The organism is Rhodococcus sp. I2R (assembly GCF_020889545.1).
Taxonomy (GTDB): domain Bacteria; phylum Actinomycetota; class Actinomycetes; order Mycobacteriales; family Mycobacteriaceae; genus Rhodococcoides.
The window spans coordinates 17,811-43,657 of sequence record NZ_JAHUTG010000033.1 but is presented as its reverse complement, the minus strand read 5'-3'; the positions used below and the strand labels follow the sequence as shown (position 1 = coordinate 43,657).

Annotated in this window: 32 protein-coding genes and 1 tRNA gene; 22 read left to right on the top strand and 11 right to left on the bottom strand. The window is 63.3% G+C overall.

The genetic code is table 11. The features are described 5' to 3' along the window. The 8 genes from KVY23_RS23175 to KVY23_RS23135 form a co-directional block, all read left to right on the top strand. Positions 1-739 (top strand): carboxyl transferase domain-containing protein (locus KVY23_RS23175; RefSeq protein WP_308071115.1); only part of this gene is annotated, 739 nt, incomplete at its 5' end. Positions 740-808: 69 nt separating this feature from the next. After that, complete coding sequence (locus tag KVY23_RS23170) at positions 809-1,426, top strand: trimeric intracellular cation channel family protein (RefSeq protein ID WP_230558343.1); 618 nt, start codon at positions 809-811, stop codon at positions 1,424-1,426. 56 nt (positions 1,427-1,482) lie between these two features. Beyond that, a complete protein-coding gene (locus KVY23_RS23165; protein WP_075837254.1) occupies positions 1,483-2,169 on the top strand; it encodes a response regulator transcription factor in 687 nt (228 codons plus the stop codon). After that, positions 2,169-3,602, top strand: a complete 1,434-nt coding sequence (locus tag KVY23_RS23160; protein ID WP_230558342.1) for a HAMP domain-containing sensor histidine kinase — start codon at positions 2,169-2,171, stop codon at positions 3,600-3,602. The genes KVY23_RS23165 and KVY23_RS23160 overlap by 1 nt, the downstream gene beginning before the upstream one ends. Before the next feature lie 144 nt (positions 3,603-3,746). Beyond that, positions 3,747-5,162 carry a S1C family serine protease gene (locus KVY23_RS23155; protein WP_230558341.1) on the top strand — a complete coding sequence of 472 codons (1,416 nt, stop codon included), beginning with the start codon at positions 3,747-3,749 and terminating at the stop codon, positions 5,160-5,162. A gap of 89 nt (positions 5,163-5,251) precedes the next feature. Then, entirely contained in the window at positions 5,252-5,752 is a 501-nt protein-coding gene (locus tag KVY23_RS23150) for a molybdenum cofactor biosynthesis protein B (RefSeq protein ID WP_187346655.1), read from the top strand. A gap of 735 nt (positions 5,753-6,487) precedes the next feature. After that, positions 6,488-7,198 carry an MspA family porin gene (locus KVY23_RS23140; RefSeq protein WP_230558339.1) on the top strand — a complete coding sequence of 237 codons (711 nt, stop codon included), beginning with the start codon at positions 6,488-6,490 and terminating at the stop codon, positions 7,196-7,198. Between the two features lie 165 nt (positions 7,199-7,363). Beyond that, positions 7,364-7,783: a hypothetical protein gene (locus tag KVY23_RS23135; protein ID WP_230558338.1), complete on the top strand. Its 420-nt coding sequence runs from the start codon at positions 7,364-7,366 to the stop codon at positions 7,781-7,783. A 114-nt stretch (positions 7,784-7,897) separates the two neighbouring features. On the opposite strand, the gene mscL is transcribed toward KVY23_RS23135, so the two are convergent. Further along, positions 7,898-8,374 (bottom strand): large conductance mechanosensitive channel protein MscL, encoded by a 477-nt coding sequence (mscL, locus tag KVY23_RS23130; RefSeq protein WP_075837250.1) that lies wholly within the window; start codon positions 8,372-8,374, stop codon positions 7,898-7,900. A 251-nt stretch (positions 8,375-8,625) separates the two neighbouring features. Between mscL and KVY23_RS23125 the strand changes: the two genes are divergently transcribed. The 3 genes from KVY23_RS23125 to KVY23_RS23115 all read left to right on the top strand — a co-directional run bounded on the left by KVY23_RS23125 (position 8,626) and on the right by KVY23_RS23115 (position 10,776). Next, positions 8,626-9,312 (top strand): MspA family porin, encoded by a 687-nt coding sequence (locus KVY23_RS23125; protein ID WP_206510177.1) that lies wholly within the window; start codon positions 8,626-8,628, stop codon positions 9,310-9,312. Positions 9,313-9,381: 69 nt separating this feature from the next. Then, positions 9,382-10,107, top strand: a complete 726-nt coding sequence (locus KVY23_RS23120) for an MspA family porin (protein ID WP_075837249.1) — start codon at positions 9,382-9,384, stop codon at positions 10,105-10,107. A gap of 135 nt (positions 10,108-10,242) precedes the next feature. Beyond that, positions 10,243-10,776, top strand: a complete 534-nt coding sequence (locus KVY23_RS23115) for a hypothetical protein (RefSeq protein WP_230558337.1) — start codon at positions 10,243-10,245, stop codon at positions 10,774-10,776. 20 nt (positions 10,777-10,796) lie between these two features. Here KVY23_RS23115 and KVY23_RS23110 read toward each other — a convergent pair whose 3' ends face one another. From KVY23_RS23110 to KVY23_RS23100, 3 genes are all read right to left on the bottom strand, one after another. Then, on the bottom strand, positions 10,797-11,471 hold the full coding sequence (locus KVY23_RS23110; RefSeq protein WP_075837369.1) for an SAF domain-containing protein: 675 nt from the start codon (positions 11,469-11,471) through the stop codon (positions 10,797-10,799). A 91-nt stretch (positions 11,472-11,562) separates the two neighbouring features. Beyond that, positions 11,563-11,895 carry an FmdB family zinc ribbon protein gene (locus tag KVY23_RS23105; protein WP_206510179.1) on the bottom strand — a complete coding sequence of 111 codons (333 nt, stop codon included), beginning with the start codon at positions 11,893-11,895 and terminating at the stop codon, positions 11,563-11,565. A gap of 175 nt (positions 11,896-12,070) precedes the next feature. After that, positions 12,071-12,679 carry a 5-formyltetrahydrofolate cyclo-ligase gene (locus tag KVY23_RS23100; RefSeq protein ID WP_268995366.1) on the bottom strand — a complete coding sequence of 203 codons (609 nt, stop codon included), beginning with the start codon at positions 12,677-12,679 and terminating at the stop codon, positions 12,071-12,073. 67 nt (positions 12,680-12,746) lie between these two features. Between KVY23_RS23100 and KVY23_RS23095 the strand changes: the two genes are divergently transcribed. The 6 genes from KVY23_RS23095 (at position 12,747) to KVY23_RS23070 (ending at position 18,327) form a co-directional block, all read left to right on the top strand. Next, positions 12,747-13,703 carry a UTP--glucose-1-phosphate uridylyltransferase gene (locus tag KVY23_RS23095; protein WP_206510181.1) on the top strand — a complete coding sequence of 319 codons (957 nt, stop codon included), beginning with the start codon at positions 12,747-12,749 and terminating at the stop codon, positions 13,701-13,703. 46 nt (positions 13,704-13,749) lie between these two features. Continuing rightward, positions 13,750-15,009: a gephyrin-like molybdotransferase Glp gene (gene glp, locus KVY23_RS23090; protein ID WP_206510182.1), complete on the top strand. Its 1,260-nt coding sequence runs from the start codon at positions 13,750-13,752 to the stop codon at positions 15,007-15,009. A gap of 79 nt (positions 15,010-15,088) precedes the next feature. Next, positions 15,089-15,736: a GNAT family N-acetyltransferase gene (locus KVY23_RS23085; RefSeq protein WP_206510183.1), complete on the top strand. Its 648-nt coding sequence runs from the start codon at positions 15,089-15,091 to the stop codon at positions 15,734-15,736. A gap of 140 nt (positions 15,737-15,876) precedes the next feature. After that, positions 15,877-16,722 (top strand): gephyrin-like molybdotransferase receptor GlpR, encoded by an 846-nt coding sequence (gene glpR / locus KVY23_RS23080; protein WP_230558335.1) that lies wholly within the window; start codon positions 15,877-15,879, stop codon positions 16,720-16,722. A 78-nt stretch (positions 16,723-16,800) separates the two neighbouring features. Further along, positions 16,801-16,876: transfer RNA gene (locus KVY23_RS23075), tRNA-Ala, on the top strand. 53 nt (positions 16,877-16,929) lie between these two features. Then, positions 16,930-18,327: a hypothetical protein gene (locus KVY23_RS23070; protein WP_206510185.1), complete on the top strand. Its 1,398-nt coding sequence runs from the start codon at positions 16,930-16,932 to the stop codon at positions 18,325-18,327. Positions 18,328-18,435: 108 nt separating this feature from the next. Here KVY23_RS23070 and KVY23_RS25050 read toward each other — a convergent pair whose 3' ends face one another. From KVY23_RS25050 to KVY23_RS23055, 4 genes are all read right to left on the bottom strand, one after another. Then, on the bottom strand, positions 18,436-18,564 hold the full coding sequence (locus tag KVY23_RS25050) for a hypothetical protein (RefSeq protein WP_268995365.1): 129 nt from the start codon (positions 18,562-18,564) through the stop codon (positions 18,436-18,438). Positions 18,565-18,815: 251 nt separating this feature from the next. Next, on the bottom strand, positions 18,816-19,211 hold the full coding sequence (locus KVY23_RS23065) for a multidrug efflux SMR transporter (protein ID WP_230558334.1): 396 nt from the start codon (positions 19,209-19,211) through the stop codon (positions 18,816-18,818). Between the two features lie 29 nt (positions 19,212-19,240). Next, positions 19,241-19,561: a multidrug efflux SMR transporter gene (locus KVY23_RS23060; protein ID WP_206510187.1), complete on the bottom strand. Its 321-nt coding sequence runs from the start codon at positions 19,559-19,561 to the stop codon at positions 19,241-19,243. A 131-nt stretch (positions 19,562-19,692) separates the two neighbouring features. Continuing rightward, complete coding sequence (locus KVY23_RS23055; protein ID WP_230558333.1) at positions 19,693-20,160, bottom strand: MarR family winged helix-turn-helix transcriptional regulator; 468 nt, start codon at positions 20,158-20,160, stop codon at positions 19,693-19,695. A gap of 889 nt (positions 20,161-21,049) precedes the next feature. On the opposite strand from KVY23_RS23055, the gene KVY23_RS23050 reads away from it, so the two are divergent. The 4 genes from KVY23_RS23050 to KVY23_RS23035 all read left to right on the top strand — a co-directional run bounded on the left by KVY23_RS23050 (position 21,050) and on the right by KVY23_RS23035 (position 23,016). Then, positions 21,050-21,505: an effector binding domain-containing protein gene (locus tag KVY23_RS23050; RefSeq protein WP_206510189.1), complete on the top strand. Its 456-nt coding sequence runs from the start codon at positions 21,050-21,052 to the stop codon at positions 21,503-21,505. An 8-nt stretch (positions 21,506-21,513) separates the two neighbouring features. Beyond that, positions 21,514-21,936, top strand: coding sequence for a GyrI-like domain-containing protein (locus tag KVY23_RS23045; protein ID WP_230558332.1), 423 nt, complete (start codon positions 21,514-21,516; stop codon positions 21,934-21,936). A gap of 188 nt (positions 21,937-22,124) precedes the next feature. Next, positions 22,125-22,802 (top strand): ScbR family autoregulator-binding transcription factor, encoded by a 678-nt coding sequence (locus KVY23_RS23040; RefSeq protein ID WP_230558331.1) that lies wholly within the window; start codon positions 22,125-22,127, stop codon positions 22,800-22,802. A gap of 70 nt (positions 22,803-22,872) precedes the next feature. Then, positions 22,873-23,016 carry a hypothetical protein gene (locus KVY23_RS23035; RefSeq protein ID WP_187346646.1) on the top strand — a complete coding sequence of 48 codons (144 nt, stop codon included), beginning with the start codon at positions 22,873-22,875 and terminating at the stop codon, positions 23,014-23,016. Between the two features lie 32 nt (positions 23,017-23,048). Here the strand turns inward: KVY23_RS23035 and KVY23_RS23030 are convergent, their stop codons facing one another. Both KVY23_RS23030 and KVY23_RS23025 read right to left on the bottom strand, forming a co-directional pair. Then, complete coding sequence (locus KVY23_RS23030) at positions 23,049-23,756, bottom strand: ferredoxin reductase (protein ID WP_230558330.1); 708 nt, start codon at positions 23,754-23,756, stop codon at positions 23,049-23,051. Between the two features lie 5 nt (positions 23,757-23,761). Further along, positions 23,762-24,361, bottom strand: coding sequence for a sulfite oxidase-like oxidoreductase (locus KVY23_RS23025; protein ID WP_206510192.1), 600 nt, complete (start codon positions 24,359-24,361; stop codon positions 23,762-23,764). A 123-nt stretch (positions 24,362-24,484) separates the two neighbouring features. Between KVY23_RS23025 and KVY23_RS23020 the strand changes: the two genes are divergently transcribed. Beyond that, positions 24,485-25,345 carry an SDR family oxidoreductase gene (locus tag KVY23_RS23020; protein ID WP_230558329.1) on the top strand — a complete coding sequence of 287 codons (861 nt, stop codon included), beginning with the start codon at positions 24,485-24,487 and terminating at the stop codon, positions 25,343-25,345. On the opposite strand, the gene soxR is transcribed toward KVY23_RS23020, so the two are convergent. Then, complete coding sequence (gene soxR, locus KVY23_RS23015; RefSeq protein ID WP_206510193.1) at positions 25,340-25,798, bottom strand: redox-sensitive transcriptional activator SoxR; 459 nt, start codon at positions 25,796-25,798, stop codon at positions 25,340-25,342. The two genes, KVY23_RS23020 and soxR, sit on opposite strands and share 6 nt — an antisense overlap. Positions 25,799-25,847: the final 49 nt, after the last annotated feature.

Below are 25,847 nucleotides of genomic sequence, written 5' to 3'. Positions count from 1 at the left end.
CTCCGTCGTCATCGACGCACACCTGGCCGGCATCCCCGTCAGCGTCATCGGCATCGAATCACGCGCCATCGCCCGCAAAGGCTGGTTCCCCGCCGACGGACCCGACCAATGGACCTCGGGCACACTGTTCCCCAGCAGCTCCAAGAAAACCGCCCGCGCCATCAACGCCGCCAGCGGCAGCCGCCCCATCGTCGTCCTCGCCAACCTCTCCGGCTTCGACGGCTCCCCCGAATCACTACGCACCCTGCAACTCGAATACGGCGCCGAAATCGGACGAGCCATCGTCAACTTCGACGGACCGATCGTCTTCTGCGTCATCTCCCGCTACCACGGCGGCGCATTCGTCGTCTTCTCCGGCGCACTCAACGACAACATGGAAGTCCTCGCCGTCGAAGGATCCTTCGCCTCCGTCCTCGGCGGCGCACCCGCAGCCGCCGTCGTCTTCACCAGAGACGTCAACGCCCGCACCGCCGCCGACCCCAAAGTCACCGAACTCGAAACCGCACTCGCCGCAGCCGACACCGACGCCGACCGCGCACACCTACGCATCGAACTCGCCACCACCACAACCGAGGTCCGCAACGCCAAACTCGGCGAAGTCGCATCCGAATTCGAAACCATCCACAACATCCAACGAGCCCAACAAGTCGGATCCGTCCACCACATCGTCCCCGCCGCCGAACTCAGACCACAAATCATCGCCGCAATCGAACGCGGCATAACCCGCACACACCCATAGCGCACCCTCGACTAGCTCGAGCAGGTAGTCGACCGGTTTCTGGACCCGCTCTCGTGCGACCCTTACTCCGTGTTGGTCGATGTCCTGAACTACGTGGGTATTGCGGTGTTCGCTGCGTCGGGCGCCCTCATCGGTGTGCGCAAACGCCTCGACTTGTTCGGTGTGTGTGTTGTGGGCATCACGACGGGTATCGGCGGCGGCATCATCCGCGATGTCCTGCTCGGCATCCATCCGCCGACCTCGCTGGATCAGTGGCCGAACCTCGCGGTGGGGCTGGCTGCGTCGTTGATCGTGTTCGTGGCCCATCCCGCGATGAATCGGGTGTGGAAGGGCATGTTGCTCTTCGACGCCTTCGGGATGGGCCTGTTCGCGTCCACGGGTGCCTCGATCGCGCTGGCCGCCGGGGGGAGTTCGCTCTCCGCCTGCCTGATCGGTGCGACGACGGCGGTGGCGGGTGGCGTCATCCGCGACATCCTGGTCAACGAGGTGCCGCTGCTGCTGCGCCGCGACCTGTACGCGATTCCGGCGCTGCTGGGGTCGTCGATCGTCGCGGTGGTCGAGGGCCTGGGTCTGCCCGAGAACGTGGGGTTGATCGTCGGGACCGTCGTAGCGACGGGACTGCGGCTACTCGCGCTGTGGAGGCGCTGGAATCTCCCCATCGCCAAACGCGTCCCGGACGAGGAATAGGGCGCTGAACCGACCCTTCTCAGACATATCTCAGTCCTTCAGGACAAACTGTGACAATGCGTATTCTGGTTGTCGACGACGATCGAGCGGTTCGCGACTCGCTCCGCAGGTCGCTCACCTTCAACGGCTACACCGTCGAGCTCGCGGTCGACGGGCTCGATGCCCTCGAGAAAGTGGCAGCCGCGCGTCCCGACGCCCTGGTGTTGGACGTGATGATGCCTCGTCTGGACGGCTTGGAGGTGTGCCGGAGGCTGCGCAGCACGGGCGACGACCTGCCCATCCTGGTGCTCACGGCGCGCGACTCGGTCTCCGAGCGGGTGGCAGGTCTGGACGCCGGTGCCGACGACTATCTGCCCAAGCCGTTCGCGCTGGAGGAGTTGCTCGCACGTCTGCGGGCTCTGCTTCGGCGGACGGCCATGGAGGCGGAGGGCGAGTCCGAGGCGCTCGAGTTCGCCGATCTGACGCTCGACCCGGTGACCCGCGAGGTGACTCGCGGTGAGCGTTCGATCAGTTTGACTCGCACCGAGTTCTCGCTGATGGAGATGCTGCTGATGAACCCGAGACGGGTTCTCACGCGCAGCCGGATCCTCGAGGAAGTCTGGGGCTACGACTTCCCGACGTCAGGCAACGCCCTCGAGGTGTATGTCGGCTACCTGCGGCGCAAGACTGAGGCGGAGGGGGAGTCGCGATTGATTCACACCGTCCGAGGCGTCGGATATGTCCTGCGTGAGACGCCTCCGTGATGGTCGATTCATCGGGGCGACGGTCGGCGGTGTCGGACGAATCGGTGATGCGTCCGCCGATGCCGCTCACGCGCACCGTGTCGCTGCGGTGGCGGGTGACGCTGCTGGCGGCGTCGGTGGTGGCCATCGCTGTCGCTGTGATGGCCATCGCCGCGTACGCGGTGGTCTCGCGGGCGTTGTACGGCGATGTCGATACGCAGTTGCGCACCCGGGCCGACGCACTCATCAACTCTCGGGTGGTCACATTCGACCCTCGTTACGTCGCCGGCGCCACCCTGTACAGCACCGATGTGTCCGTGGCGTTGATCTTCTCGGATCTGACCAAGTACGTTCCGCCCGGATCGCAGGTGCCCATCGGTAATCCGGAGCTCGCGGTAGCCCAAGGCCTGTCGGATATGTCGTTGCGCACCGTCGACGATCAGCGCGTGCTGAGTCAGCGCACCCAGGATGGCAGTACCGTTGTTATCGCACAGCGCCTTTCGCCGACCGGGGCGGTGTTGGACCGGCTTGCGTGGGTGCTGTTGGTGGTCGGCGCCTTCGGGGTGGTGCTGGCTGCGGGTGCTGGTATGGCAGTCGGCCGCACCGGTTTACGGCCGATCGCACGTTTGACCGCCGCCGCCGAGCGAGTCGCGCGCACCGACGATCTCACTCCGATTCCGGTGACAGGTGACGACGAATTGGCGCGCCTGACCGAAAGTTTCAACACGATGCTGCGCGCACTGGCGGAATCGAGGGAGCGGCAGGGCCGACTCGTCGCCGACGCCGGACACGAACTGCGGACACCGTTGACCTCACTGCGGACCAACATGGAACTGCTCATTGCATCGGGTCGGCCCGGGGCGCCGGCGATCCCGGAGGAGGACATGGCCGAACTCCGTTCCGATGTCGTCGCGCAGATTCAGGAATTGTCCACGTTGGTGGGCGATCTGGTGGATCTTGCCCGCGAGGACGCCCCGGAAACGGTGTACGAGAGAGTGGATCTGGCCGAGGCTGTGGAGCGCAGCCTCGAACGAGCTCGGCGTCGTCGCAACGAGATCGACTTCGATGCGACGCTGGAGCCGTGGTTCGTCTACGGGGATCAGGCCGGCCTCTCGCGCGCGGTGCTCAACGTTTTGGACAACGCGGCCAAGTGGAGTCCCACCGGGGGAGAGGTTCGCGTGGTGATGCGCAGGCTCGGTGACGGGCTGATGGAACTCACCGTCGACGATGCCGGCCCTGGCATTCCCGAGGAGGATCGCGAGCTTGTGTTCGAGCGGTTCTATCGCTCGACGGTGTCACGTTCGATGCCGGGTTCGGGTCTCGGCCTGGCCATCGTTCGGCAGGTCGTGATCAAACACGGCGGCACCATCGGCGTCGAGGTGTCCGACCGTGGCGGCGCACTCATCCGTATCGTCCTGCCCGGCGAACCCGCGACAGGCATCGAAATTCCCTGAGCCGTAGCTGGTGAGGGCGCTGTGGACAGTCACGGCAAACTGATAGGCGCATCTCAGCGCCTTCTCAGTACCACCCGGCAAGGTAGTCGTCGAGAAGGCAGGCGACCTCGAAGGGCGAGGTTTTAGTGAAAGAAGCGACTGCAGATGACCGACGATCGTAACGACCCCGCGCAGAACAACCCCGCGCAGAACAACCCCGCGCAGAACAATCCGACACAGCAGTTCCCCACCCAACCTGGTGCATTCGGGCAACGTCCGCAGGGGCAGTACGGTCCCGCGCACGGCCAGAACCCGTACCAGCAGGGCAATCCATACCAGCGGGGCGATGGGTACAACCAGCACGCGACTCCCCAGCAGCATGCTGCTCCCACGCAGCATGGGTCCGCGACGACGAAGGCTCGACCGGGCCGCGCGACGCTCGTTGCCGGGGCTCTCGCGCTGGTCCTTGTCGGCGGCGGAATCGGCGGTGCCATCGGTGTTTACGCGGCCGGCGGCGGGAACGGTGCAGGAGGCGCGACCAACTCCCTGAACTCCACCATCACGGCCGCGCAACCGGCAGCCAACATTCCTGACGGCTCCATCCAAGCCGTCGCGAACAAGGTGCTGCCGAGTGTCGTGCAGATCGAGGTTGTCGGAAATCAGGCCGAGGGGGAGGGATCCGGTGTGATTCTCTCCTCGGACGGTCTCATCCTGACCAACAACCACGTCGCAACCGGGGCCGGTGCCAACGGCAAGCTCACCGTCTCGTTCGCCGACGGCACCACCGCGGACGCGACGCTCGTCGGAGCCGACGCGGTCTCGGACATCGCCGTCATCAAGGCCGAGGGACGAACGGACCTGACGCCGATCGAACTCGGGTCCTCGTCCAATCTGCAGGTCGGCCAGCAGGTCGTTGCGATCGGTTCGCCTCTGGGCTTGGCCGGGACCGTCACCACGGGCATCGTGTCCTCGCTCAACCGTCCGGTATCGACCAGCGGTGAAGCCGGAAATCAGAACTCCGTGATCGATGCCATCCAGACCGATGCCGCGATCAATCCGGGCAATTCCGGTGGCGCGCTCGTCAATACCGATGGTCAACTGATCGGTATCAATACCGCCATCGCCTCGCTCGGTGGCAGTTCCTCCGGCGCGCAGAGCGGATCCATCGGGCTCGGCTTCGCCATTCCTGTCGATCAAGCCAAGCGCATCGCCGACGAGTTGGCGACCACCGGCCAGGCGACGCAGGCGATGATCGGCGTGCAGGTGCCCTCTCGGGATGACGCGAACGGCGCCACCGTCGTCGAGGTCACCGAGGGCGGGCCCGCGGAAGCTGCCGGAATTCCGCAGGGCGCGGTCATCACCAAGGTGGACGACCGGGTGATCGAGAGCGGTGACGCGTTGATCGCTGCGGTGCGCTCGCATGTGCCGGGCGATTCCGTCACCATCACTTACACCGATGGCGGTAGGGAGCAGACGGTCGACGTCACCCTGGGAACGGCGGAGCCGCAGACCGGTGCGGTGCAGGCACCGTCCGAGTCGGGTTCGCAGCTGCAGATCCCCGGCTTCCCCGGAGGTCGCTGATGCTGTCTTTCACTGATCGACTGGCTACCGTCGCCACGATTTACGCACAGCGTGAGGCTCAGCACGGCGCTACTACTACGGTTAGCGGTATGGAACACGAGGCAGCACTGGCTGGGCGTGCATTGGTAGTGATCGTCGACGATCGGACCGCGCACAGCAACGAGAAGGATTCGACAGGTCCGCTGGTGACAGAGCTGCTCACGGAGGCGGGGTTCTTGGTCGACGGCGTCGTCGCGGTCACCTCGGACGAGGTGGACGTGCGTAACGCTCTCAACACGGCTGTGATCGGCGGTGTCGACCTGGTGGTGTCCATCGGCGGGACCGGTGTGTCGCCTCGCGATGTCACCCCCGATGTGACGGCCGAGGTGCTCGATCGTGAGATTCCGGGCATCAGCGAGGCGCTTCGGTCTTCGGGACTCGCGGCGGGATCGTTGGATGCCGGGCTCTCCCGTGGTCTCGTCGGCGTCTCGGGGAGCACGCTGGTGGTCAACCTGCCGTCCTCCCGGTCGGCGATCCGTGACGGCATGGCGACGCTGACGCCGCTCGCCGGTCATGTCATCTCCGAGCTCTCCGGTCTCGACGAACAATAGAGCTATGTCCGAGGACTGTTCACCAGAATCAGACGACGCGAGCCGGGCCCGTGCGCAACGGGCCCGGCTCGCTCGTATTTTCGGCGATGTTCTGCCCGAGTCGACGGGTGACGATCGGCCGACCGAGAGCGACGGTCGGTCGGACGATTGGTTCGCGAGCGAGCGCCCACCCCATCATGCCTGATGTGATCCACCCCACATTTTTCTCGACATGGGGCCGAGTTGTTCGTGTTTCGTTTACGCACTGTTAGCCAATCCGGACGGACATCGCGTTGCCTTCGAGGGTCGATCTGCCGCCCATTCGGGTCACTACCTTCGGGGGTATCGCTACCCGTATACAAGGATCTGTGGAGAGTCCCCGCATTTCAGGGCGCATGTGCACCTCGGTGAGGTTTGTAACGAAATGAAAACGGCTGCGATAGCTGTGATCCGGGTTACCTGTCAGTAAGGTGTGACTGGTGTTCACATGCATGAAACACATCACGATTCGGCCATGTACGACCGGCGATCGTAGGGATTGTCACGATCCTGCAACTCCTCTAATGTTCCCCTCAGCTTCCGGCACGAGAGCGTGGATTTACACGCTCACTGCTTCTGTGTCGGGACTATCACGAACATGATCTGATGATCGGGTTCTGCTCGGGGATCCTCGGCAATGCTGCCGGTGTGACGCGAGGGTGAAAGCCACAAGCTTCCCGCGCAAATGCGCTGGGACTGAACATGATGAGGAAGTAAATGACGGAGATCCAGAAGCCGCGGCGTAGCCGTGGACTGAAGTCCATGGGCGCCGCAGTTGTTGCCGGCGCTTCGGTTGTCGGCCTGGTGCTCGGTACGGGTACCGCGTCCGCAGCTGTAGACAGCACGAACTCGGTTGTGGATGCCAATGGCAACCTCATCACCGTGACGTTGTCCGACACCTTCATCAACAGCGTCTCGCCGCTCGACGGCAACCCGCTCACCCGTGAGTGGTTCGCCAACGGCGTTGCAGGCTGGGAAGTTACCGGACCTGACGCCGACGACTTCGAAGGCACCGTCAAGATCGGCTACCAGGTCGGCTACCCGGCCAGCCTCGGTGGAGAGCTCTCCATCGACTGGGCATCGCCTTCGATCGGTGCTGAGCTGGGCTACGACCTCATCGAGGGCGAGCCTGCGGCCGGAGTCGGAGCTGAAATCGAGCTTCTCCCGACCATTGGTGGCAACATCACCCTCGAGCCCGGCCCCGGCGTCGTGCAGTCGGAGAGCGCTTACGCGATCGTCGACGAGTCCGCCGACATCACCGGCAGCGAGGGTGACGCAGAGGGCCCCAGCGGCACCATCCAGGTTGCAAACCTGCACGGCACCGCGACCGGCATCCTCGGCAACGTCCGCGTTCGCCCGTACGTCTCGGTCATCAGCTCCACCGGTGACTCGGTTGTCACCTACGGTGCACCGTGGACCTTCAACTGATCTCCATCAGTTGAGCTCGAGCTTCACCCAGTGCTGACGCGCTGACACAATCGGGCCCGTCCGGAATATTCCGGACGGGCCCGATTTGTGCGTCCCACCGACAGTTGACGATCCGAATTGCCGAGCCCCGCGGCTCCGGCCACGAGATAAGGCTGATTCAAGACGATGCGTTCCACTTTGATGTCCGCGGTGGCGATCACCGCGTTGATCGCGCTGACCGGGTGCAGCAGCGATTCCGACGGCGATGCCGCCAATGCCGACGCGTGCCAGCAATTCGGCGCCGCCCACGACCAACTGGCCGAGCTCACCGCAGCTGGACCTACGGACGGTGATGTCGAGCAGTGGTCCGCAGACAAGGATGCCTCCATCGCCGAGATGCAATCGCTCGCAGGCACCGCCACCGATGATGTCCAGGTGCAGATTCAAGCGCTCGTCGATGCGCTCCCGGCCGACTCGCTCGAACTCACCGAAGCGGACAGCGAATCCGGCCAGGCGTTCGTCGACAACGCCGCCGCCGTAGCCTCGGCTTGCGAGAGCGACGGCACCACAATCACTCTGGCAGAATTCCCGCTACAGAGGTTCTAGACAAGTCGCGGTCGCGTCGTGCTCGGATCGATACCGCCGATCGCCCAAGACAGCGAAAAGCCCGTTTGCGCTGAGTATTCAGTGCAAACGGGCTTTTCGATGTTCGTCCGACTGTTACTTGCTGTGCTGCCCGCCGCCGGACTCGCCCAGGTCCGTGGGTGATTCACCGCTGCCACCGGTGTCGTCCGCCGGTGTCGAGAGCTTGCGTCCCACCTCGGTTCCACCCGCGAGAATGTCGCGGATCTGAACCAGAACGTCGACGTCGCTCAGCTCCTTTTCGGGCTGACTGACGAATCGCTTCTTGGCGGTGTTGACCGGAAGAATGAGGACGAAGTAGACGACTGCCGCGATGATGATGAAGTTGATGATCGCGGTGATGATCGCCCCGACGTTCACGAAAGTCTCGGGACTGGAGGTGATTTGAAAGCCCCAGCCGTACTCGTTCGATCCACCGAGGGCAGCGACCATCGGGTTGACGATGTTGGAGGTGAACGCGGTGACGATGGCGGTGAAAGCTGCGCCGACAACCACGGCGACGGCGAGATCGACGACGTTTCCTCGGAGGAGGAAGTCCTTGAAGCCTTTGAGCATGTGCCCTCCCGGGAGTCCGACGGATCTAGTGGTCGTGAGGAGAACGAGGCTAGCCGATTCGGTGCCCTTCGCAGAACCTCTCACACCCGGCAGCTCGCTGCAGTATGGCGCGTAACAGAAATTGACCGTTGCGAACGAAAGTTGTTACCCATTAATGGTGACGAAGAACAGATCGTCCCGTATTCTTCCCCAGGAATGAGTCTCGGTGTGTAAGTCGAGGCGGTCGGATTCACTGTTTTTTGAGGGGAACCATGAACGAGTCTCGCTTTCCCGGGCTGCCTCGCCTGTCCGGACTTCGCAGAATCGGTCGCATAGCTGCGCTCGGTGCAGCGGCATCGATGGCGGTAGGCCTGATGTCGGCCGGATCGGCCAACGCCGAAACCTTCGTCCCACTCGCTCCCGGTGAGAAGGTTGCGGGGCCGTACAAGATCGCGCACTTCGACGAATCTGCCAAGGTTGCACCGCAGATCGCGTTCAACGGACTCAACCGCAACGCCTGGGCCACCGGAACTGCGATGTCCGAGGTTCCCGAAGGCGCAGAAGGCACCCTGACAACCGGCTACCTCGTCGGCTGCCAGCTCGACATGGACGATTTGAGCTTCGGCCTGGACTTCGGTGCCGGTATCGAAGGTGGCAACACCAACATCATCACGCTGTTCCCCATTCCTTTCCTCATCGGCGGTGAAGGCGAGACCACCAACACCATCGGCGGCGGTGCCAGCTTCGAGGTACCACTGAAGGATCGCGAGGTTGCTGCGGTAGAAATCGCGTCCAAGGACGTCAGCGGACCGGTCACCGCGATTCAGTACCAGGATGTCGCTATCTCCGTTCAGAACTGCGGCGGATACGCACAGGCTCGCTCGTACACCACGCTCGAGCTCACCGGTGACTACCGCTACAAAGGCACCCTCTACGGCCAGCCCTTCAGCCTCGGCTGATCGCGCGTACGTCGACGATCTTCGCTGGACATTTTGACTTCGCAGGACCTTACGAGGGGAACAAAGACCGTGAAGAACAACAAGACTGCTGCGACACGCATCGCTGCACTCGGCGCAGCAGGCGCCATCGCACTCGGCTTCTGGTCCGCAGGCGCGGCGAGCGCAGACACCTTCGTCCCGCTCGCGGACAACGAGATCACCAAGACGCTGATCGACGGCACCGTCGTCACCGTCAAGGGATTCGGCCAGAGCGGCCTCATCTCGCCTTCGATGGGCGCAACGCCGACGCAGCGCAACGTGTGGGTCACCGGCAACTACACCGTCGAAACGTCCAACCCCGGTGGCGGTTCCATCGAGCCGGGCTTCTTGGTCGGCTGCCAGGTGGACTTCGCTGCCGGCATCAGCGGTGGCGTCGAAGGTTCGTTCGGCCAGGGCAACACGATCAGCGTCGACCCCGGTGACATCTCTTCGCTCGAAATCACACGCACGCAGCCGAATACGTATGACATCGGCGCCGGCGTCAATCTGGATCTCGCGCCCGGTCAGCTCAACGACATCAAGCTCGTCGCCGACGAGACCGACGCCAAGATCGACGGCGTCACTGTCGCTACGGAGACCTCGAACGATTTCGACTTCTCGGGTAGCGGTGGCGGATTCACATACGCCGACGAGACGATCGGTGTCTCGGGTTGCGCCGGGTTCGCGGAAGCGCGCTCTTACGTCAACGTCACCATCGAAAACGATGCCGTGACGTCCACGGTGACCCTGTGGGGTCAGCCCTTCAGCATCGGCTGAGCAACGCACTAACCACCTCTGGCGGTGACGCGATCGACGGCGTCACCGCCAGAGGTGGTTACTTTGCGATTACACCAAGATTGTGAGTTGCTACAAAGTAGGTTCTTGTCGTCCAGGCACGTTACGATCAGTTTTATGGGCCGTCACAGAGCAGGGGATGCAGCGCCGTCCAGCGATTGGATCGAGCGCGTTCTCGGCAAGCGCCACCGACTCTCGCTATACCACGATCCCGAGGGTGCGCTTGCGAGCGAGTCGGCGTTGCTGCGGATGTACCCACACAAATCCGATGTGGAGGACTACGCCCACCGAGACGAGGCGTACCGAAACCTGGGGACCTCGGCGGCACTGCATGTAGTTCGCGATGTGTTCGCAGACTACGACTGCTATGTCCTGCGGCTCTCGGAGCAGCGGATCATCGAGCACCGTCCCATGCGATCGAATGATGCCCTGCACAGCGACGTGTTCATCGAAACGCACGAGATCGTCGACGGCGACGATGTCTTCAGCGTTCGTATCGTCTTCACTGACTCCATCGGCGCCCTGGTCTTCACCCATTTCGCCACGTTCGTCGGTCGAGTGGAGGCCCCCGCTGCCGCAAAGCCGGCCGAGGTTGTTCAGGGAGATTCCGGCACCCGTCAGCCCAACGAGGATGTAGCCGCAAGCAACTGACTCGCAGGCAACTACTGACTTCAGTGGAACGTCACCGTCAGGGCGCTCGTGAGTGATGCGGCCGCTACCGTCGTGGCGTCCTCAGGCGACATGGCTACGAGAACCACAGGGTCGGTGCCCCGTCGGCTGGAGTTCTCCGACGAAACCAGTATCACCACAGCCTTGCTCGCCAGCACCCGCGCGGCGCGGTCGTCATCTCCTTCGCCGACGGTCAGCACGTCGACTGTGTCGCCGGACCGCAACAGGTTCGTCACCCCGGCATCGCTCAACCGCACCGGGACGATGCGCGCATCGGGCGCGTCGATCGCAGACTCCGCCAACCGGGACGACAACAGTCGAACGTCGGTGATGGGCTCGCCCGCGCGTACTGGACCCGCCACGGTGCGTGCGCCGATGTCGTCCAATGACTCCAGCGCGCCGTCGGGAACCGTGGTTGGGGAGAACTCCGCGATCCGCACGTCCTCGGACCCGAGCGTGGCGCCTGGGGTGAGATCGTGCGCTGCGACGAGAACGCGGACGTGATCGGTGGCGGCCGCATCCCGTGCGAACATCACCACGGCGGTCAGCGCGAGCGAAGCTGCGGCCACGCGTCTGACAAGGATGGTCCTGCTCCAGCCGGGTCGGGCGAGGATCCGGTCCAGCACGGTGGCGTCGAGACGCGTCGATTTCTTGGGGGCAGGCGAGCTGAGCGGCATGTCGAGCACGCTATCGGCACACACGCGTCGCCGAAGCGCCGAACAGGCCCCGGCTGTGGATAGAACCGGGGCCTGTGGACGAACGGGAGAACTACGAGCTGGCGGCGGCCTTCGCTGGCGTCGGAGTCGAGGTGCTGGGCTTGGCAGAAGAGCTGCTCGAGGAGTCCTTCGAGGCGGTGGCTTCGGTCTTGACCGGAGCAGAATCGCTCTTGGACTCACCGGAGCTTTCGCTGACCGTGCTCGATCCGCTACGGCTGTCGGTCCGGTAGAATCCGCTGCCCTTGAATACGATCCCAACGGAGTTGAACAGCTTTCTCAGCTTGCCGGTGCACTGCGGGCACACGGTCAGCGAGTCTTCGCTGAACGACTGCACGATGTCGAACCGGTTGTCGCATTCGGTGCAGGCGTACGAATAGGTGGGCATCGATGGTTCCTCCGCGCTGGTCCACTGGTCACCAAGGAGATGTCGCCGGGGGATGATGCTCGGTCGAGCGGCTTTCCCCCACGATTGGTGTGCCGAAAAACAGATGGTACTTTGCCGAACAAGACAGAGCATTAGCACTCTACATACAAGACTGCCAACCCAGCCATTCGGGCATCTATTCCCGAGTCAACGCCACCGAGCCCCGGTTTGGCGTCAATGCGTGCGAGGCGCGGCGATCGTGCTGTTCCTCGGGGAGTTCTTCGACCAATTCCCCGTCACGCACCACCGCGACAATCGGTATGCCCGGGGCAACGAGATCCAGCGTCCGATCATAGAAACCGGCACCCCTTCCCAGTCTCACACCGCGGAAATCGACCGCCAGAGCGGGGACGAACACCACCTCGCAGCGCGTGACGGACTCAGGGCCCAGAATCGGTCCCGTGGGCTCGGACAAACCATAGGGAGCCGCCCTCAGACTGCCGCGGCCTGTGTACTCTGCCCAATGCAAAGGCCCTGGTTCACGCGCTATGGGAACCAGGACCGTGGGGGATACCGACTTCAGTGCGTCGAGTAGATCGAGCGAGCCCGGCTCGCTGCCGACAGGGACGTACGCCGCCACAGCAGTCGCTCCGCGCGCCAGTTCGGCTGCGGCATGACACAGTTTCAGAGATTCCTCGGCGCGCACCACAGCGTCGACGGCGCGACGGCGAGTCAAGACACGGCTCCGCCACTCCTCCTTGGATATCGGGTTCACGGAATCACCAGCGTCATGAGTTTCGAGCATAAGCACCACGGGAAACAGACACCACACGCGGAGTCGATCCGCAGCGAGCATGGATAGGGTGGGAAATATGTCAGATGTCGCAGTCGACGCTCCCGCGTCGGGGCCAGTACGTCAATTCCGGACGGCAATCGTTCCCGCGGCAGGGATGGGGACCCGCTTCCTGCCCGCGACCAAGACAGTTCCGAAGGAACTGCTTCCGGTCGTGGACACACCGGGAATCGAGCTCGTCGCGGGTGAGGCGGCCGATTCGGGTGCACAACGCCTCGTCATCGTCACCTCGCCCGGTAAGGACGGCGTCGTCGCCCACTTCGTCGAGGACCTCGTCCTCGAAAGCAAGCTCGAGGCCAGCGGCAAGCTGAAGATGCTCGCGAAGGTGCGGGTCGCGCCGGCGTTGCTCGACGTTCAATCGGTCATCCAGAAGGAGCCGCTCGGACTCGGCCACGCTGTGGCCTGCGCCGAGGAAGTCCTCGACGCGGACGAGGACGCGATCGCCGTTCTTCTTCCCGACGATCTGGTGCTTCCGCGTGGCGTCCTCGACGTGATGTCCCGGGTGCGGGCCAAGCGCGGCGGATCCGTCCTGTGTGCGTTCGAGGTTCCCGAGGAGGACGTCTCCGCATACGGGGTGTTCGAAGTGGAGACCGTCCCCGACGCCGTCAACCCCAACGTCCTCAAGGTCACCGGGATGGTCGAAAAGCCCAAGCGTGAGGATGCGCCGTCGCTGTTCGCCGCGGCCGGCCGCTACCTCCTCGACCGGGCAATCTTCGACGCGTTGCGACGCATCGAGCCGGGCGCGGGCGGCGAGCTCCAGCTCACCGACGCCATCGCTCTCCTCATCAAGGAGGGCCACCCGGTGCACGTGGTGGTGCATCGTGGATCCCGACACGACCTCGGAAATCCCGGGGGATACCTCCGTGCTGCGGTTGACTTTGCACTCGAACGTGACGATTACGGTCCGCCGTTGCGTGAGTGGCTGACCGAACGTCTGAGCGACGATTGGGCTCCCCAGCTCACCCAGTACGAATAGGCCCTGGAGAAACAGGCCCGATGTGACCAGATAGAGGAAGGGCCAGATGCGCTCGGTTGAGGATCAGCAGACCAGGGTGACTGCCGCGGCAGTCGCGCCGCGGCCTGTGCGGGTCGCCATCTCGGAGGCGCAGGGTCTGCTCTGCGCCGAAGAGGTGGTCACCGAGCGCCCACTGCCCGGATTCGACCAGGCCGCGATCGATGGTTACGCCGTCCGCAGCGTCGACGTGTCCGAGGCGGGCACGGATATGCGCAACGAGGACGACGAACGCATCGAACTGACGTTGCCCGTCGTCGGCGAGGTCAGCGCCGGGTCGCGTCAGCCGATTCGGTTGCAGCCACGGCAGGCGGTGCGCGTCGACACGGGGGCTCCGCTCCCGACGTTGGCAGACGCCGTGCTTCCGCTCGACCGGACCGACGGCGGTCGCGCCCGCGTCAAGGTCTACCGGCCCGTCCGCTCCGGCGAATACGTGCGCAAGATCGGTGACGACGTGCAGCCCGGTGACGTCGCGGTCCGGTCGGGCACGATCATCGGCGCCGCCCAGGTCGGTCTGCTCGCCGCCGTCGGGCGCGACAAGGTGCTCGTCCATCCGCGTCCGCGCCTGTCCGTCATTTCGGTCGGTGGGGAACTCGTCGACACCGACCGCACCCCTGGCCCCGGCCAGGTGTACGACGTCAACTCTTACTCACTCGCTGCCGCGGCACGTGACGCCGGAGCCGACGTCAACCGTGTGGGCATTGTCAGCACCGATCCGAAGCGACTGCGCGAGGTCGTCGAGGGTCAGCTGATCCGATCGGAGATCGTCGTCATCGCCGGAGCGGTCGGGGGCGGCGCCTCCGATGGAGTGCGCGAGGCGCTCTCGGACCTCGGCGACATCGAGGTCGAACGCGTGGCGATGCATCCAGGTTCGGTCCAGGGATTCGGTCAGCTCGGCCGCGACGAGGTGCCAACGTTCCTGTTGCCGGCAAACCCCGTGAGCGCGTTGGTGGTGTTCGAGGTGATGGTGCGTCCGCTCATCCGCATCGCCCTCGGACGCCGGCAGCCGATGCGGCGAACGGTCACCGCGCGCACCGTCGCCCCCATCACCTCCATCGCGGACCGCAAGGGGTTTCTTCGTGGCCAGTTGATGCGCGACGAGGACACGGGGGAGTACCTCGTGCAGGCCCTCGGCGGTGCGCCCGGTGCGTCCTCGCACTTGCTGGCCACACTCGCCGAGGCCAACTGCCTGGTCGTCATCGATCCGGAGGCCACCGAGATCCGCACCGGCGAAGAAGTAGAAGTCTCATTCCTCGCCCAGCGTGGGTAGGCGCTCCGCGCATGTGCGCGGAAATACATAGCCCGCTATGGATTTCCACGCACATGCGTGAAGCGCCTAATATCGACTGATGCCGCGCACGTGGTCGAGCCACCCTGGATGGCCGGCGAAACTTGGACCGCTGACCGTCGCCGCAGGGAACGTCAGGGTCCGTCCTGTTCGGTTGCGCGACGGCGCAGCCTGGAGTCGGCTCCGACTGGCCGATCGCGACTACCTCGAGCCGTGGGAGCCGACAGGGGAAGGATCGTGGGCGGCCCGCCACCATGTCACTGCCTGGCCCGCACTCTTGTCCGGGTTGAAGTCCGAGGCCCGTAAGGGGCACATGCTTCCGATGGCAATCGAGGTCGACGGCGATTTCTGTGGCCAGATCACCGTGGGCAACATCGTTCGCGGTGCGCTGCGGTCCGCCTGGATCGGTTACTGGGTCTCCAAGGAGCTCAACGGACGCGGTGTTGCGACCGCGGCCCTGGCGCTCGGTCTCGACCATTGCTTCGGTCCGGTCGGTCTGCACCGTGTCGAGGCGACCGTGCGTCCGGAAAACCTCGCGAGTCAAGCTGTACTGCGCCACGTGGGCTTTCGCGAAGAAGGCCTGCTCAAGGACTACCTCGACGTCAACGGCACCTGGCGCGACCACCTGCTGGTCGCGATGACGTCGAACGAGGTGCAGGTGACCGTTGCGGACCGGTTGGTGCGCACCGGCAGAGCTGCGTGGGCCTGACTCACTTCTCGAGACGGAAGTGACTCGAGTGACGTGTGTGTAATTCGGGTCGGCGCGTCTACCCGGATCGGCTTCGCCTTCCACATAGCCTGATCACGTCACCGATGTAACCGACTTGTCCGTGGAAGGAGAGCGCCGAGATGCCCAACTCGATCATTTGGATCGGACTGGTCGCCGTCTGGGTGTTCGTGCTGCTCCCGATGATGACGAGCAAGCGTCCACGCATCATGCAAACCTCCGACGCGGCCCTGGCCACCCGAGTGCTGCATCGCGGTGGAGTCAAGAGACCCAAACGCGGGCCCGCTGCCGGACATGCCAGTGACCCCGATTGGCGACCCGAATACGACGAGCGTGTATCGGCGCCCGCCAACATCGTCTTCGGACGCGAAGCACCGAACATCCGCGAGACATCGAACATCACGGCGGAGGACCCGATGGACACTCACGCACAGACCGACATCATCGACCGGGACGAGGTCGAGTGGGACGGGGAGGACGGGCGAGAGTCCGAGGCGACGCGTGACTACGTCCCCAACCGTCGCGGACGCGGAGGGTTCGACCCCGAGGCCGATGCCATCGCGCGGGCCGCGCGCTACTCGTTCCGTCAACGGGCGGTTCTGGCGCTGGTGTTCGCGGCCATCACCTCTGCTGCGCTGGCCGTCATCGTCACCGCGACGCTGTGGTGGGTGTGTGGCCTCGCCGTGGTCGGTCTCGCCTGCTACCTGTACTACCTGCGTCGTCAGGTCCAGATCGAGCAGGAGATCCGCCGCCGCCGGCTGACGCGCATGGGACGATCCCGGCTAGGCGTCGAATCCCGAACCGACGAGGAACTCAAACTGGTTCCGCAGCGACTGCGGCGCCCCGGAGCGGTGGTTCTCGAAATCGACGACGAGGATCCCGAGTTCGACCACCTCGACCACTACTCCGAGCCCTTCCAGCAGCCCGGACCCGTCCACGAGGACGTTCGACGAGCCTCGGGGGCCTGACGTTCGGCGAGCCCGTCGGCCTTTGCTAAGGTTGCCCAGCGGGTTCAGTTGGTTACAAGTTCGACGGGCTCGCAAGAAGGGGCTGTGGCGCAGTTGGTAGCGCGTCTCGTTCGCATCGAGAAGGTCAGGGGTTCGATTCCCCTCAGCTCCACCACGTTTTGACGTCGGCTCCGCAGCTTGTCGGTGGCAGTGACTAGATTCGGCCCTGTGGGGGTCGACATTCTGAGATATCTCGTGTTCTTCGTCGCGGTGCAGTACGTGCTGTTGCTGTTGGCATCAGGTCATGACGCCGTCAAATCGCCGCAGTGGGATAGACGATTTCGGGAGGCGGGCGCACTCGAGTTGTATCGGCGTGGCGTCTTTGCCCGCAAGAACACCCTTGACGAGCTGTCCGCACGGCAGAACATGGTCGGGAATGATCCACCCGGTGGCTATCGGGAGGATAACGGTGACACCTACGAGGTGATCGCGATCCTCCGCGGAAGCACAGATCGCGCTCGGATGGCCGCCGAACTGGATCGACGGAGATCATGGCTGCTGGGCGTTGCCCTCGAACGTCAGTTCCGTCGAGTGAGAAACGTGCACGACATCAAATGGGTCCATCGACTGTGGTTCGCCCAGAGGCTGCTCAGCAGTGCAGAAGTGTCTGTACGAGGGGCAATTTGGATGGTACCGCGAAGCATCGAGGTTGTCGGAAATTCGTTCGGTACCTTCGGCAAACACGTCAGCGTCTCCGCAGTGCTCGTCGGAGCGATCTGGTGGGGATTGTCGGCTGGGGACTCCGAGATGTCGGGTGTCGTCGCGTCACTCGCCGGCGCCGGATTGATCGGCGGAGTTCTGTATGCAGTTGGACGCGTCTGGTGGGCGGTGGTGGTCGCGAGATTCGGACTGCCCGAGACGTGGGAGCGGCGGGGAATTGTTCGAGGGCTTTGTGTGTTGGTCGCCCTCGGTGCGGCATTCGCGCTTGCAGTGTCAGGGACGTTTCAGCGGACGAACAACGCGTTGATGGGGCTGGTCGATCACCTCGAACCGATGGACGGCAGCAGGCCCGCGTACTGGCACGGAATCATTCTTCTTGGGGTCGTCGGCTGGGTCGTGCGCAACTGTGTACGCAGCGCCGCGAATCCTCTTCTGGTGACCAAGGATCGGCTGGGGTTCGTCATGACGGCGTTGATGCTCACCGGTGTTGGGGTCGCATGCGTGGGAATGGTTCTGAACGTTGATACAAGCGGGTTCGTGATCGCCGCAGGGTGTTTGGTAGGCGGTTCGTTCTGCGGCATCGGCGCGATGATCGCTTTCCTGACGGTCCGCGATCGGCTTCGTCGATATCGAGCTTTGGCAGCCGCTGGCTACACGGTGCCTCGAAAGGGGTTTCGCTGCTGGGCTCTTGTCACGTGGATCGTCGTGTTCGGAGCACTTCTCGCGTGGTCGGAGCTGACCACATCACGCCCCGGTTCGGCCACCTACGTCATCGAGCAATGGGCTGCGCTGGTTGTCATGCTGACATTGATGTCGAGTTTCGTCCCCGGTGTGATCGTGACGCATCTATACATCAGACGGATCGATCGACACTTTTCTAGCTTGTCGATTCACGGTCTGGCGTAGGGGCCTGATCGCGGTGTCAGTCGCCGATCGGCCGTAGCGGTCGGGCGGGATTGCCGACGTAGACGGTGTCGGGTTCACAGTCCTTCGTCACGCAAGAATTTGCTCCAACTACAACACCATTGCCGATGGTGCCCCTGGCATGATCGTTGCGCCTGAGCCGATATAGGAACCGTCTCCGATTGTCACCGGCGCGGCGGTGAGCGTCGACGCCCGCGCGGCCGACAATCCGGTAGACATCCGTGCCTTCGTCTGAACAGAGTCTCTGGTTACGCATCACTGCACCTCCCTGACGCAGAAGCTTGAGGGTGGTGCCGTTCGCGAGACCTATCCGGGTGCTGAGCTCGTTCGACGATGTTCCAGAGTCGTAGGTCCGGACCAACGCAGGGAGGTCGTCGGCGCTCACGTGGTGCTTGCGACGTCGCGGTGCGACCGGTGTTGGCACAGCTCAAGTGGTGGTTCCGCGAGCAGCCGCCGAAACTGTTCGATGGTCATTGTAGAAGCTTCGGGCTGTCGGCCAGCTTGAGCCAGATGACTCCGCCGATGATGACCGTGAGCCACAGTGCGCGGCTGAGGGTCAGAGTTTCGTCGAAGAACACTGGCCCGAAAACGGCCGCCCCGACTGCTCCGATACCAGCCCAGACGGCGTACCCGATTCCGACGTCGATGGACTTCAAGGCGACGCTGAGTGCGAACAGTGTAAGGAGAAAGAAGACGGCTGCCGAGAGGGACCAGGTGAGGACGGTGAATCCTTCGCTGCCGTTGACGCTGAGCGCATAGCCGATCTCGAATACCCCGGCGAGCAGGAGGATGAGCCAGGGCACGGTTTTTTCTGGAGTGCTTGCTGAGGGTGTGTAGCTGGTTGCGACGTTCGGTGTTGTTTGCATGACTGTTTCCTTTCGAATCGGAGGGTGAATTACGCGGCACCGCTGAGCTGCAGGCCGATGACTCCGCCTATGACGACGGCGATTCCGAGTGCTTTCTTCCAGTCGAGTCGTTGGCCGAGGAACAACGCGCCGACGATGACGATTCCGACGCCGGCCACGCTCGTCCAGATGGCGTAGCCGACCCCGACGTCGAAAGTCAGTAGCGCCAGAGACAGGAAGAACGTTGCGACTGCGCCGCTGACCACAGTGCCGATGGTCCAGATCGGGTTGGTGAATCCATTCGCTTTACTGGCGCAGATTCCGACTGCGACTTCGAGTACTACTGCGATACCGAGGTGGAGCCAACTCATGACGTGCCTTTCTGTTGTGGTGCTTGAATCGACATGTGACGTGCAGGTGAGGGGCTGGGCGGAGAGATTCAAGTGCATGTACATGCATGAAAAACGATACGGAGGTCAAGTGCTGGATTCGCCTGCAAGCGCTACGAGATGATCGCGCTCAGGGTGGACAGTGCACGTCTGATGTCAGCGGAACCGCTGCTGGGCGCGTCATGCAGCAGTTCCTGGATCTTCGCCTCGTACTTGTCGTGGATATCGTTTGCGAGATCCACACCGCGTTCGGTGATGACGGCGTAGATGCCGCGGCCGTCGTTGGGGCATGTATCGCGATACGCGAGCCCTTTTGCTTCCATTCGGCCCACGAGGCGAGTCGCTGAACTCTGGTTGAGATCGACTCGCTCGGCGAGGTCGTTGATTCGGAGTTCCCGGTCGCGGCTCAGGATCAAGTGGCGAGAGGCCCTGTACTCGGTGATGCCGACCCCGAAAGCGCTCTGCATCCACCTGTCGAGGGCGGAATCCACTGCCTTGACTGCTGCGGCGACTTCAGACCATGCGCCACCGGCATCTCGAATGGGAGGGACGCCGCTGTTCGCAGGAACATCCATGTACATGCATGGAGATTAGCATGAGGATTTCGCGACGCGAACCGGCGGCGCGGATGGGCTCGACACCTGCTGCCTTCTGTTGCAGACGCATCGGGCCCGGACGACTGTGTCGTCCGGGCCCGATGCGCATTGGGAATCGGTCACATGGAAGCGGAGCCGGATCCGAGCAGTTCGAGGATCGGGATGTCGGAGATCGTGCTTCCGGTGGTGGATCCGGTGGAGAGCAAGCTCGAGATGAAGGAAGCGATGTCCATTGGGGGGACTCCTTGTTTCGTCGGTGGTGGCAAGCGATGCGACGGTATGCCGGTACGCCGTAGCTATTGTTACGGCATGGAACCCAACTTTTCTACCGTTTGGTTGGATTTTCTCCAATTGCTTGCCTGATGTTCGAACGAAACAGGGCCCGATCGACGGTGTCGACCGGGCCCTGCAGACTGGGAGTCTCTTATCAGCGCGGGAAGATGCTGTCGATCAGCGAGCTGCCAGCGGAGCTTCCGGTGGTGATGAGGGTTTCGATGAAGGCGTAGAAGTCCATGCGGAAAAGCTCCTTGTTGCGTGGGCGAAGTCGTGCTCGAGACAGGCTGGTGGTCCGAGTGGCGCACCAGCCGTCTGTATTGATACTGCATCTAACCCGGCTTCGCCACCGCTACGTCGGCGGGGACCCGAGATGTAGCCCGTTTGTCTTGAAGAGTTCACAACCCGTTGTCGGATAACGCAAATTTTCGGGGCAACTGGTCTGCCCGTTTTGTGTGGGTGTTGGTCCCCCGCGGGGGAGCAGGCCGGTAGTCTTACCGATCGAACGTAAATTCAGAGTTGATGGTCGACGTCTACTGGGGAGCGTCACCCCGGCCGCCTGTGAGTGAGTATCTGCGGCCCTGAGCCATGTGGAGTGTGAATGTCTTTCGAGTATGTCGACCTCGAGGAAACGTGGGTCGCTGGCCTGCCTGTCCGGAGCCCGAAGCGGGCGCTCGGGAGGCTGAACGACCCAGCGCTCGATCAGGCGTGGTCCTCCGTTCTCAAGCAGGAGATCGGAGGTCCGTTGGCGTCCATCTACACGGACTTCGCACCGGGTATCGGTTCCTATAACACGCAAATTGTCGGTTATAAATGCTCGGCCCTCAGTCAAGTGACGCGCGGCCATTTGGTTGCGAAGGTGCCGCGCGCGCGATATGCGAAGTTTTCGGCCGTCGGCTATTTCCCGGACGTGATGATGCGGCTGTGGCAGCAAATCGACTACGCCGAGGAGCATCAAGAAATTCGTCGAACATTCACTGCCGATTACGAGTGCTACCCGCACGCCTACAAGATCGACCTGTATCTGTCCGTCGAGCGGCCAGGGCAGTCGGAGTGACGCACCGTGTGACGGCGCGCAGTGCCGAAGTGTTCGGAGGGCTCGTGGCGCCTCGGGTCGTCCCGGGCGGCGAGACCAGCATCAGTGACCTGTTTCGGTTCCTGCGTGAGCGTGTGCGTGACCGCTACGACGATGCATTGGACGTGAGCACGTTGTTCGTCCCTGATGCGCACGGGGACTACAACGCTGTGATCGGGATGCCACATCTCTCGCCCGCCGACGTGCCTGTCGGAGATGTTTTCGTGCATGTCCCCAGCGGCGTCTATGCCGTGTTCGAGCCCGATGGTGCATTGCAGGATCCGACCGAGGACGTGTGGGCGCAGGTGGATGAGGCCACGGCCAACGGCGAGTTGTTTCGGGCGTACAAAGAGGACATTGAAGTCGTTACAAAATCGGGCAGAGTGGAACTTTATATTTCGATTGTTATATGAATCGATGTGACGGTCTGCCAATTGTCACCGGCGAATCACATTTGCGCGACACCTGTGGTTACTATTAGCTTGCGCAACCGGACCGGGCAGGCGCAGCGATTCGAGAAAACGGATTCAGCCAGACAGCACGTGGTCCAACCGAGGTGGCGTCGGGGTCATCGTAGGCAACTGGGCAGGGGTGAAAGATCATGGTCAGGCAACTGAGAGCAGAAGCTACGCGAGCAGCAGCGCTCCGAGCGGCAGCGGATCTGTTTATCGACGTGGGGCACGCCAATGCGACCCTGAGTCAGGTCTCGGCTCAATCCGGCGTCACGAAGGGCGCGCTGTACTTCCACTTCGCCTCGAAAGAGGAGCTTGCCCGCGCCATCGTCGACGAGGGGCATGAGCGCGTGTCCGCTGCGTGCGCCGGTCTCGTTGACAGCAGGTCGCCCGCACTCGAATCCGTCATCGGAATCTCGTATTCGGTACTCGAACTCGCCGCGTCCGACACGCTCGTTCGCGTGATGTACCGGTTGCAGATGGAGGTCGACGGGTCCGACACTGCCCGCGGAAGCGTGTTCGGCACCTGGGGCAACATCTTCGAGCATCTCTTCGATCGGGCCATCGAGCACGGTGACGTCGCCGATCATCTCGACTCCGCCAATGCCTCGCTGCTCGTCTGCGAAATGCTCGCCGGTGTGTTGATGGTGTCCGAGGCGCAGTCCACGCTCGAGAGTGCGCCTTCGCGCATGGAGAAGGTGTGGAACACCGTGCTGCCCTCGCTCGTGCCGCCGCACAAGCTGGCGTACTTCCGCGAATTCGCAGCTCGCAGCCTGTCCAGCTTCGTACCCTCAGCCGACATGGTCTCAGACTCCCTGACCGTGTAGCGGGTGCTTGCTCAGTCTCGGAACCGAGTGGACACTGTGTGTTATGGAACACACAACTACGCAACACAGAATGTCCGACTCCGAGCTACGCAAAGCAATCAAGACACTGCAGAGCCGTGCCGACGACGCACGTCGCCGAGGTGACGAGGACGATGCGACGCGCATCGAACGCACCGTCGCCGACTATCGCGACGAGATGTCCCGACGGCACTGAACCACGGGTTCGAAGCTCTCGAATCCGAAGCTCTAGGGTCCGAACCGCTCCGTCTTGATACGGGGCGGTAGGTGCCCCGCGGAAACGAGAATGTCTGCGACGGTTTCGACGAACCTCGTCGGTCCACAGATGAAGCACTTCGGCGCGAAATCAGGTGGCCACCCTGCCTCGGCGATGTCGGTATCGGTGAGACGACCGAGTCGTCCGCGATAGCCGTCGGGCGCCTGTCTCGTGTATCGCACGCTGACCTCGATGCCCCCGGAAAGTGCGCGCAACTCGGTGGCGTACATCAACTCGGCCTCCGAGCGCACCGAGTACACAAGTCGAAACGGCGTCTTGCGCTCGGCTTGCGCACGTGCGCGAATCATCGCCATCAACGGCACGATGCCGGACCCGCCGGCGATCAGCAGTACCGGCGCACGATCGGACGAATCCCAGACGAACCAACCCCCGACTGGCCCGCGCAACTCGATCTGCTCGCCGATCTCCAGCACGCCCGTCAGATACGGTGACACCTCGCCGTCGTCCACGGTCTGAATCGTCAGAACGACGGTGTTGCCGTGCGCCGGAGTGGCCATCGAGTAGCTGCGTTGCGCGCTGTAGCCGTCCTCGGCGGTGAGACGTACGTCGACGTGTTGACCGGGTTTGTGTCCGGGCCAGCCGTCGACCTCGAAGACCAGCGTGCTCGCGCTCGCCGTCTCGGTACGTTTGTCGATCAGCGTGGCCACGAGCCATTTCATTCGAGTCAGTCTCCCTGGTACCGCTGCTCCTGCCACGGGTCTCCGTAGTCGTGGTAGCCGTTGCGCTCCCAGAATCCGGGCTCGTCACCCAGCAGCAGCGTCAGATTCTGCACCCACTTGGCTGATTTCCAGAAGTACAGGTGCGGAACCAGTAGCCGAGCTGGGCCACCGTGCTCCGGGTGCAGCGGCTTGCCGTCGTATTCGTATGCCAGCCAGGCCTTTCCGCCTCGCAACTCGTCGAGAGGCAGGTTGGTGGTGTAGCCGTCGTATGCGTGCGCCATCACATGCGTCGCGGTCGTCGAAATACCTGCGAGCAGAGTGTCCAGGGAAACGCCGCGCCACAGAGTGTCCAGTTTGGACCACTTGGTGACGCAATGTATGTCGACGGTCGGTTTCTCGGCCGGCAGGTCGAGCATCTCGCGCCAACTCCAACGATGCTTCTCGCCCATCTCGGTGGTGATGCCGAATTGCCAGCGGTCGGTGTCCACACGTGGCGTCGGACCAACCGACAGCACCGGGAAATCGTCGGTGAGGTACTGGCCCGGCGGGGTGCGTGTCTCGTCTCCGCGACGCTTCCCGACGAAACCCCTGGAAACGATGGCCATGATCGCGTTCCTCTCGTCGTGTTGCTTCCCGAGTGCCGAGTCTTCCGCCCGGATCGAGCCGAGACAAATCGACCGACGCGTAGGGTGCGGGAAAGACGATGCAGCCGACACGGGGGATGGTCCATGCAGTTGAGGGGTTCGACGGGGATCGCAAGTCTCAGAGGCAAGAAGACGTTCATCACTGGAGCCGGTAGCGGCATCGGACGTGCGACGGCACTCCTGGCGGCGCAGGCCGGCGCCGAGCTCTACCTGACCGACATCAACGAGGTCGGTTTGGCAGAGACTGTGGCGCAGGCGGGCTCCGCGGTGTCGATGTCCTCGGCGTTCGACGTGTCCGACTACGACGCGGTCACCGCGTTCGCCGCCGAAGTGCACGAGGCCACAGGGAGCCTCGACATCGTGATGAACGTCGCCGGAATCTCCGCGTGGGGAACCGTCGAGAATCTCGAGCATCGGCACTGGAAATCGATGATCGACGTCAACCTGATGGGACCCATCCATGTGATGGAGAACTTCCTACCGCCGATGGTGCGGGCTGGGCGCGGAGGGCATCTGGTCAACGTGTCCTCGGCGGCGGGACTGATTCCATTGCCGTGGCACGCGGCATACAGCGCGAGCAAGTACGGATTGCGCGGCGCGTCCGAGGTGCTGCGGTACGACCTCAAGCGGCACGGTATCGGCGTCAGCCTCGTCGTTCCCGGTGGAGTCAGGACGGGGTTGGTCGACACCTTGGAGATCGCCGGCGTCGAGCGAGACGACCCGCGAGTGCAGAAGCTGCAGCATCGATTCGAGAAGCGGGCTGTGGAGCCATCGACAGTGGCAAAGGCCATCCTCGAGGGCATCGAGAAGAATCGATACCTGGTGTATTCGTCGAACGACATCCGTTTCGGCTACTGGTGGGCACGCAAGTTCGCACCGCCCTACGAGTTCGTACTGCAGAAGGCCAACGACCAGTTCAGCAAGCTCCTGAAGAAGCCCTCATAGATCGACGTCGAGCCTGCGGGCCCCGGGGCCGTTCTCGGCCAACTCATCACCGGGGTTCGCCAACGCACAACTCGACAGAGACAGGCATCCGCACCCGATGCAACCGGTCAGATCGTCACGCAACCTGATCAATTGGGCGATCCGATGGTCGAGGTCGGCATGCCAGTGCTGCGAGAGCCGGGCCCAATCACGCTTCGTCGGCGTTCGCTCCTCGGGTAGTTCGGCCAGGGCGTCGCGGATCCGTGCGAGCGGAATGCCCACCTTCTGCGAGATGCGGATGAACGCCACACGCCGCAGCGTGTCGCGGTGATAGCGGCGCTGATTGCCCGAGGTGCGCCTGCTCGTGATCAGGCCCTGCTTCTCGTAGAAGTGCAGCGCGGACACCGCGACCCCGCTGCGCTCGGCAAGCTGGCCGGGGCTCAGCTCGCGGGTTTTCCAATCCGGCATCGGCATGCGTACACGGTAGACCGAGAAGCGTTCGCGATAGAATCGACAATGGTTT

Bases quoted from the DNA above. Each gene is read 5' to 3' on its own strand.
- KVY23_RS23165 (WP_075837254.1), top strand. From the start codon at position 1,483: ATGCGTATTCTGGTTGTCGACGACGATCGAGCGGTTCGCGACTCGCTC.
- KVY23_RS23160 (WP_230558342.1), top strand. From the start codon at position 2,169: ATGGTCGATTCATCGGGGCGACGGTCGGCGGTGTCGGACGAATCGGTG.
- KVY23_RS23155 (WP_230558341.1), top strand. From the start codon at position 3,747: ATGACCGACGATCGTAACGACCCCGCGCAGAACAACCCCGCGCAGAAC.
- KVY23_RS23150 (WP_187346655.1), top strand. From the start codon at position 5,252: ATGGAACACGAGGCAGCACTGGCTGGGCGTGCATTGGTAGTGATCGTC.
- KVY23_RS23140 (WP_230558339.1), top strand. From the start codon at position 6,488: ATGACGGAGATCCAGAAGCCGCGGCGTAGCCGTGGACTGAAGTCCATG.
- KVY23_RS23135 (WP_230558338.1), top strand. From the start codon at position 7,364: ATGCGTTCCACTTTGATGTCCGCGGTGGCGATCACCGCGTTGATCGCG.
- mscL (WP_075837250.1), bottom strand. From the start codon at position 8,374: ATGCTCAAAGGCTTCAAGGACTTCCTCCTCCGAGGAAACGTCGTCGAT.
- KVY23_RS23125 (WP_206510177.1), top strand. From the start codon at position 8,626: ATGAACGAGTCTCGCTTTCCCGGGCTGCCTCGCCTGTCCGGACTTCGC.
- KVY23_RS23115 (WP_230558337.1), top strand. From the start codon at position 10,243: ATGGGCCGTCACAGAGCAGGGGATGCAGCGCCGTCCAGCGATTGGATC.
- KVY23_RS23110 (WP_075837369.1), bottom strand. From the start codon at position 11,471: ATGCCGCTCAGCTCGCCTGCCCCCAAGAAATCGACGCGTCTCGACGCC.
- KVY23_RS23105 (WP_206510179.1), bottom strand. From the start codon at position 11,895: ATGCCCACCTATTCGTACGCCTGCACCGAATGCGACAACCGGTTCGAC.
- KVY23_RS23100 (WP_268995366.1), bottom strand. From the start codon at position 12,679: ATGCTCGAAACTCATGACGCTGGTGATTCCGTGAACCCGATATCCAAG.
- KVY23_RS23095 (WP_206510181.1), top strand. From the start codon at position 12,747: ATGTCAGATGTCGCAGTCGACGCTCCCGCGTCGGGGCCAGTACGTCAA.
- glp (WP_206510182.1), top strand. From the start codon at position 13,750: ATGCGCTCGGTTGAGGATCAGCAGACCAGGGTGACTGCCGCGGCAGTC.
- KVY23_RS23085 (WP_206510183.1), top strand. From the start codon at position 15,089: ATGCCGCGCACGTGGTCGAGCCACCCTGGATGGCCGGCGAAACTTGGA.
- glpR (WP_230558335.1), top strand. From the start codon at position 15,877: ATGCCCAACTCGATCATTTGGATCGGACTGGTCGCCGTCTGGGTGTTC.
- KVY23_RS25050 (WP_268995365.1), bottom strand. From the start codon at position 18,564: ATGTCTACCGGATTGTCGGCCGCGCGGGCGTCGACGCTCACCGCCGCG.
- KVY23_RS23065 (WP_230558334.1), bottom strand. From the start codon at position 19,211: ATGCAAACAACACCGAACGTCGCAACCAGCTACACACCCTCAGCAAGC.
- KVY23_RS23060 (WP_206510187.1), bottom strand. From the start codon at position 19,561: ATGAGTTGGCTCCACCTCGGTATCGCAGTAGTACTCGAAGTCGCAGTC.
- KVY23_RS23055 (WP_230558333.1), bottom strand. From the start codon at position 20,160: ATGTACATGGATGTTCCTGCGAACAGCGGCGTCCCTCCCATTCGAGAT.
- KVY23_RS23050 (WP_206510189.1), top strand. From the start codon at position 21,050: ATGTCTTTCGAGTATGTCGACCTCGAGGAAACGTGGGTCGCTGGCCTG.
- KVY23_RS23040 (WP_230558331.1), top strand. From the start codon at position 22,125: ATGGTCAGGCAACTGAGAGCAGAAGCTACGCGAGCAGCAGCGCTCCGA.
- KVY23_RS23035 (WP_187346646.1), top strand. From the start codon at position 22,873: ATGTCCGACTCCGAGCTACGCAAAGCAATCAAGACACTGCAGAGCCGT.
- KVY23_RS23030 (WP_230558330.1), bottom strand. From the start codon at position 23,756: ATGAAATGGCTCGTGGCCACGCTGATCGACAAACGTACCGAGACGGCG.
- KVY23_RS23025 (WP_206510192.1), bottom strand. From the start codon at position 24,361: ATGGCCATCGTTTCCAGGGGTTTCGTCGGGAAGCGTCGCGGAGACGAG.
- KVY23_RS23020 (WP_230558329.1), top strand. From the start codon at position 24,485: ATGCAGTTGAGGGGTTCGACGGGGATCGCAAGTCTCAGAGGCAAGAAG.
- soxR (WP_206510193.1), bottom strand. From the start codon at position 25,798: ATGCCGATGCCGGATTGGAAAACCCGCGAGCTGAGCCCCGGCCAGCTT.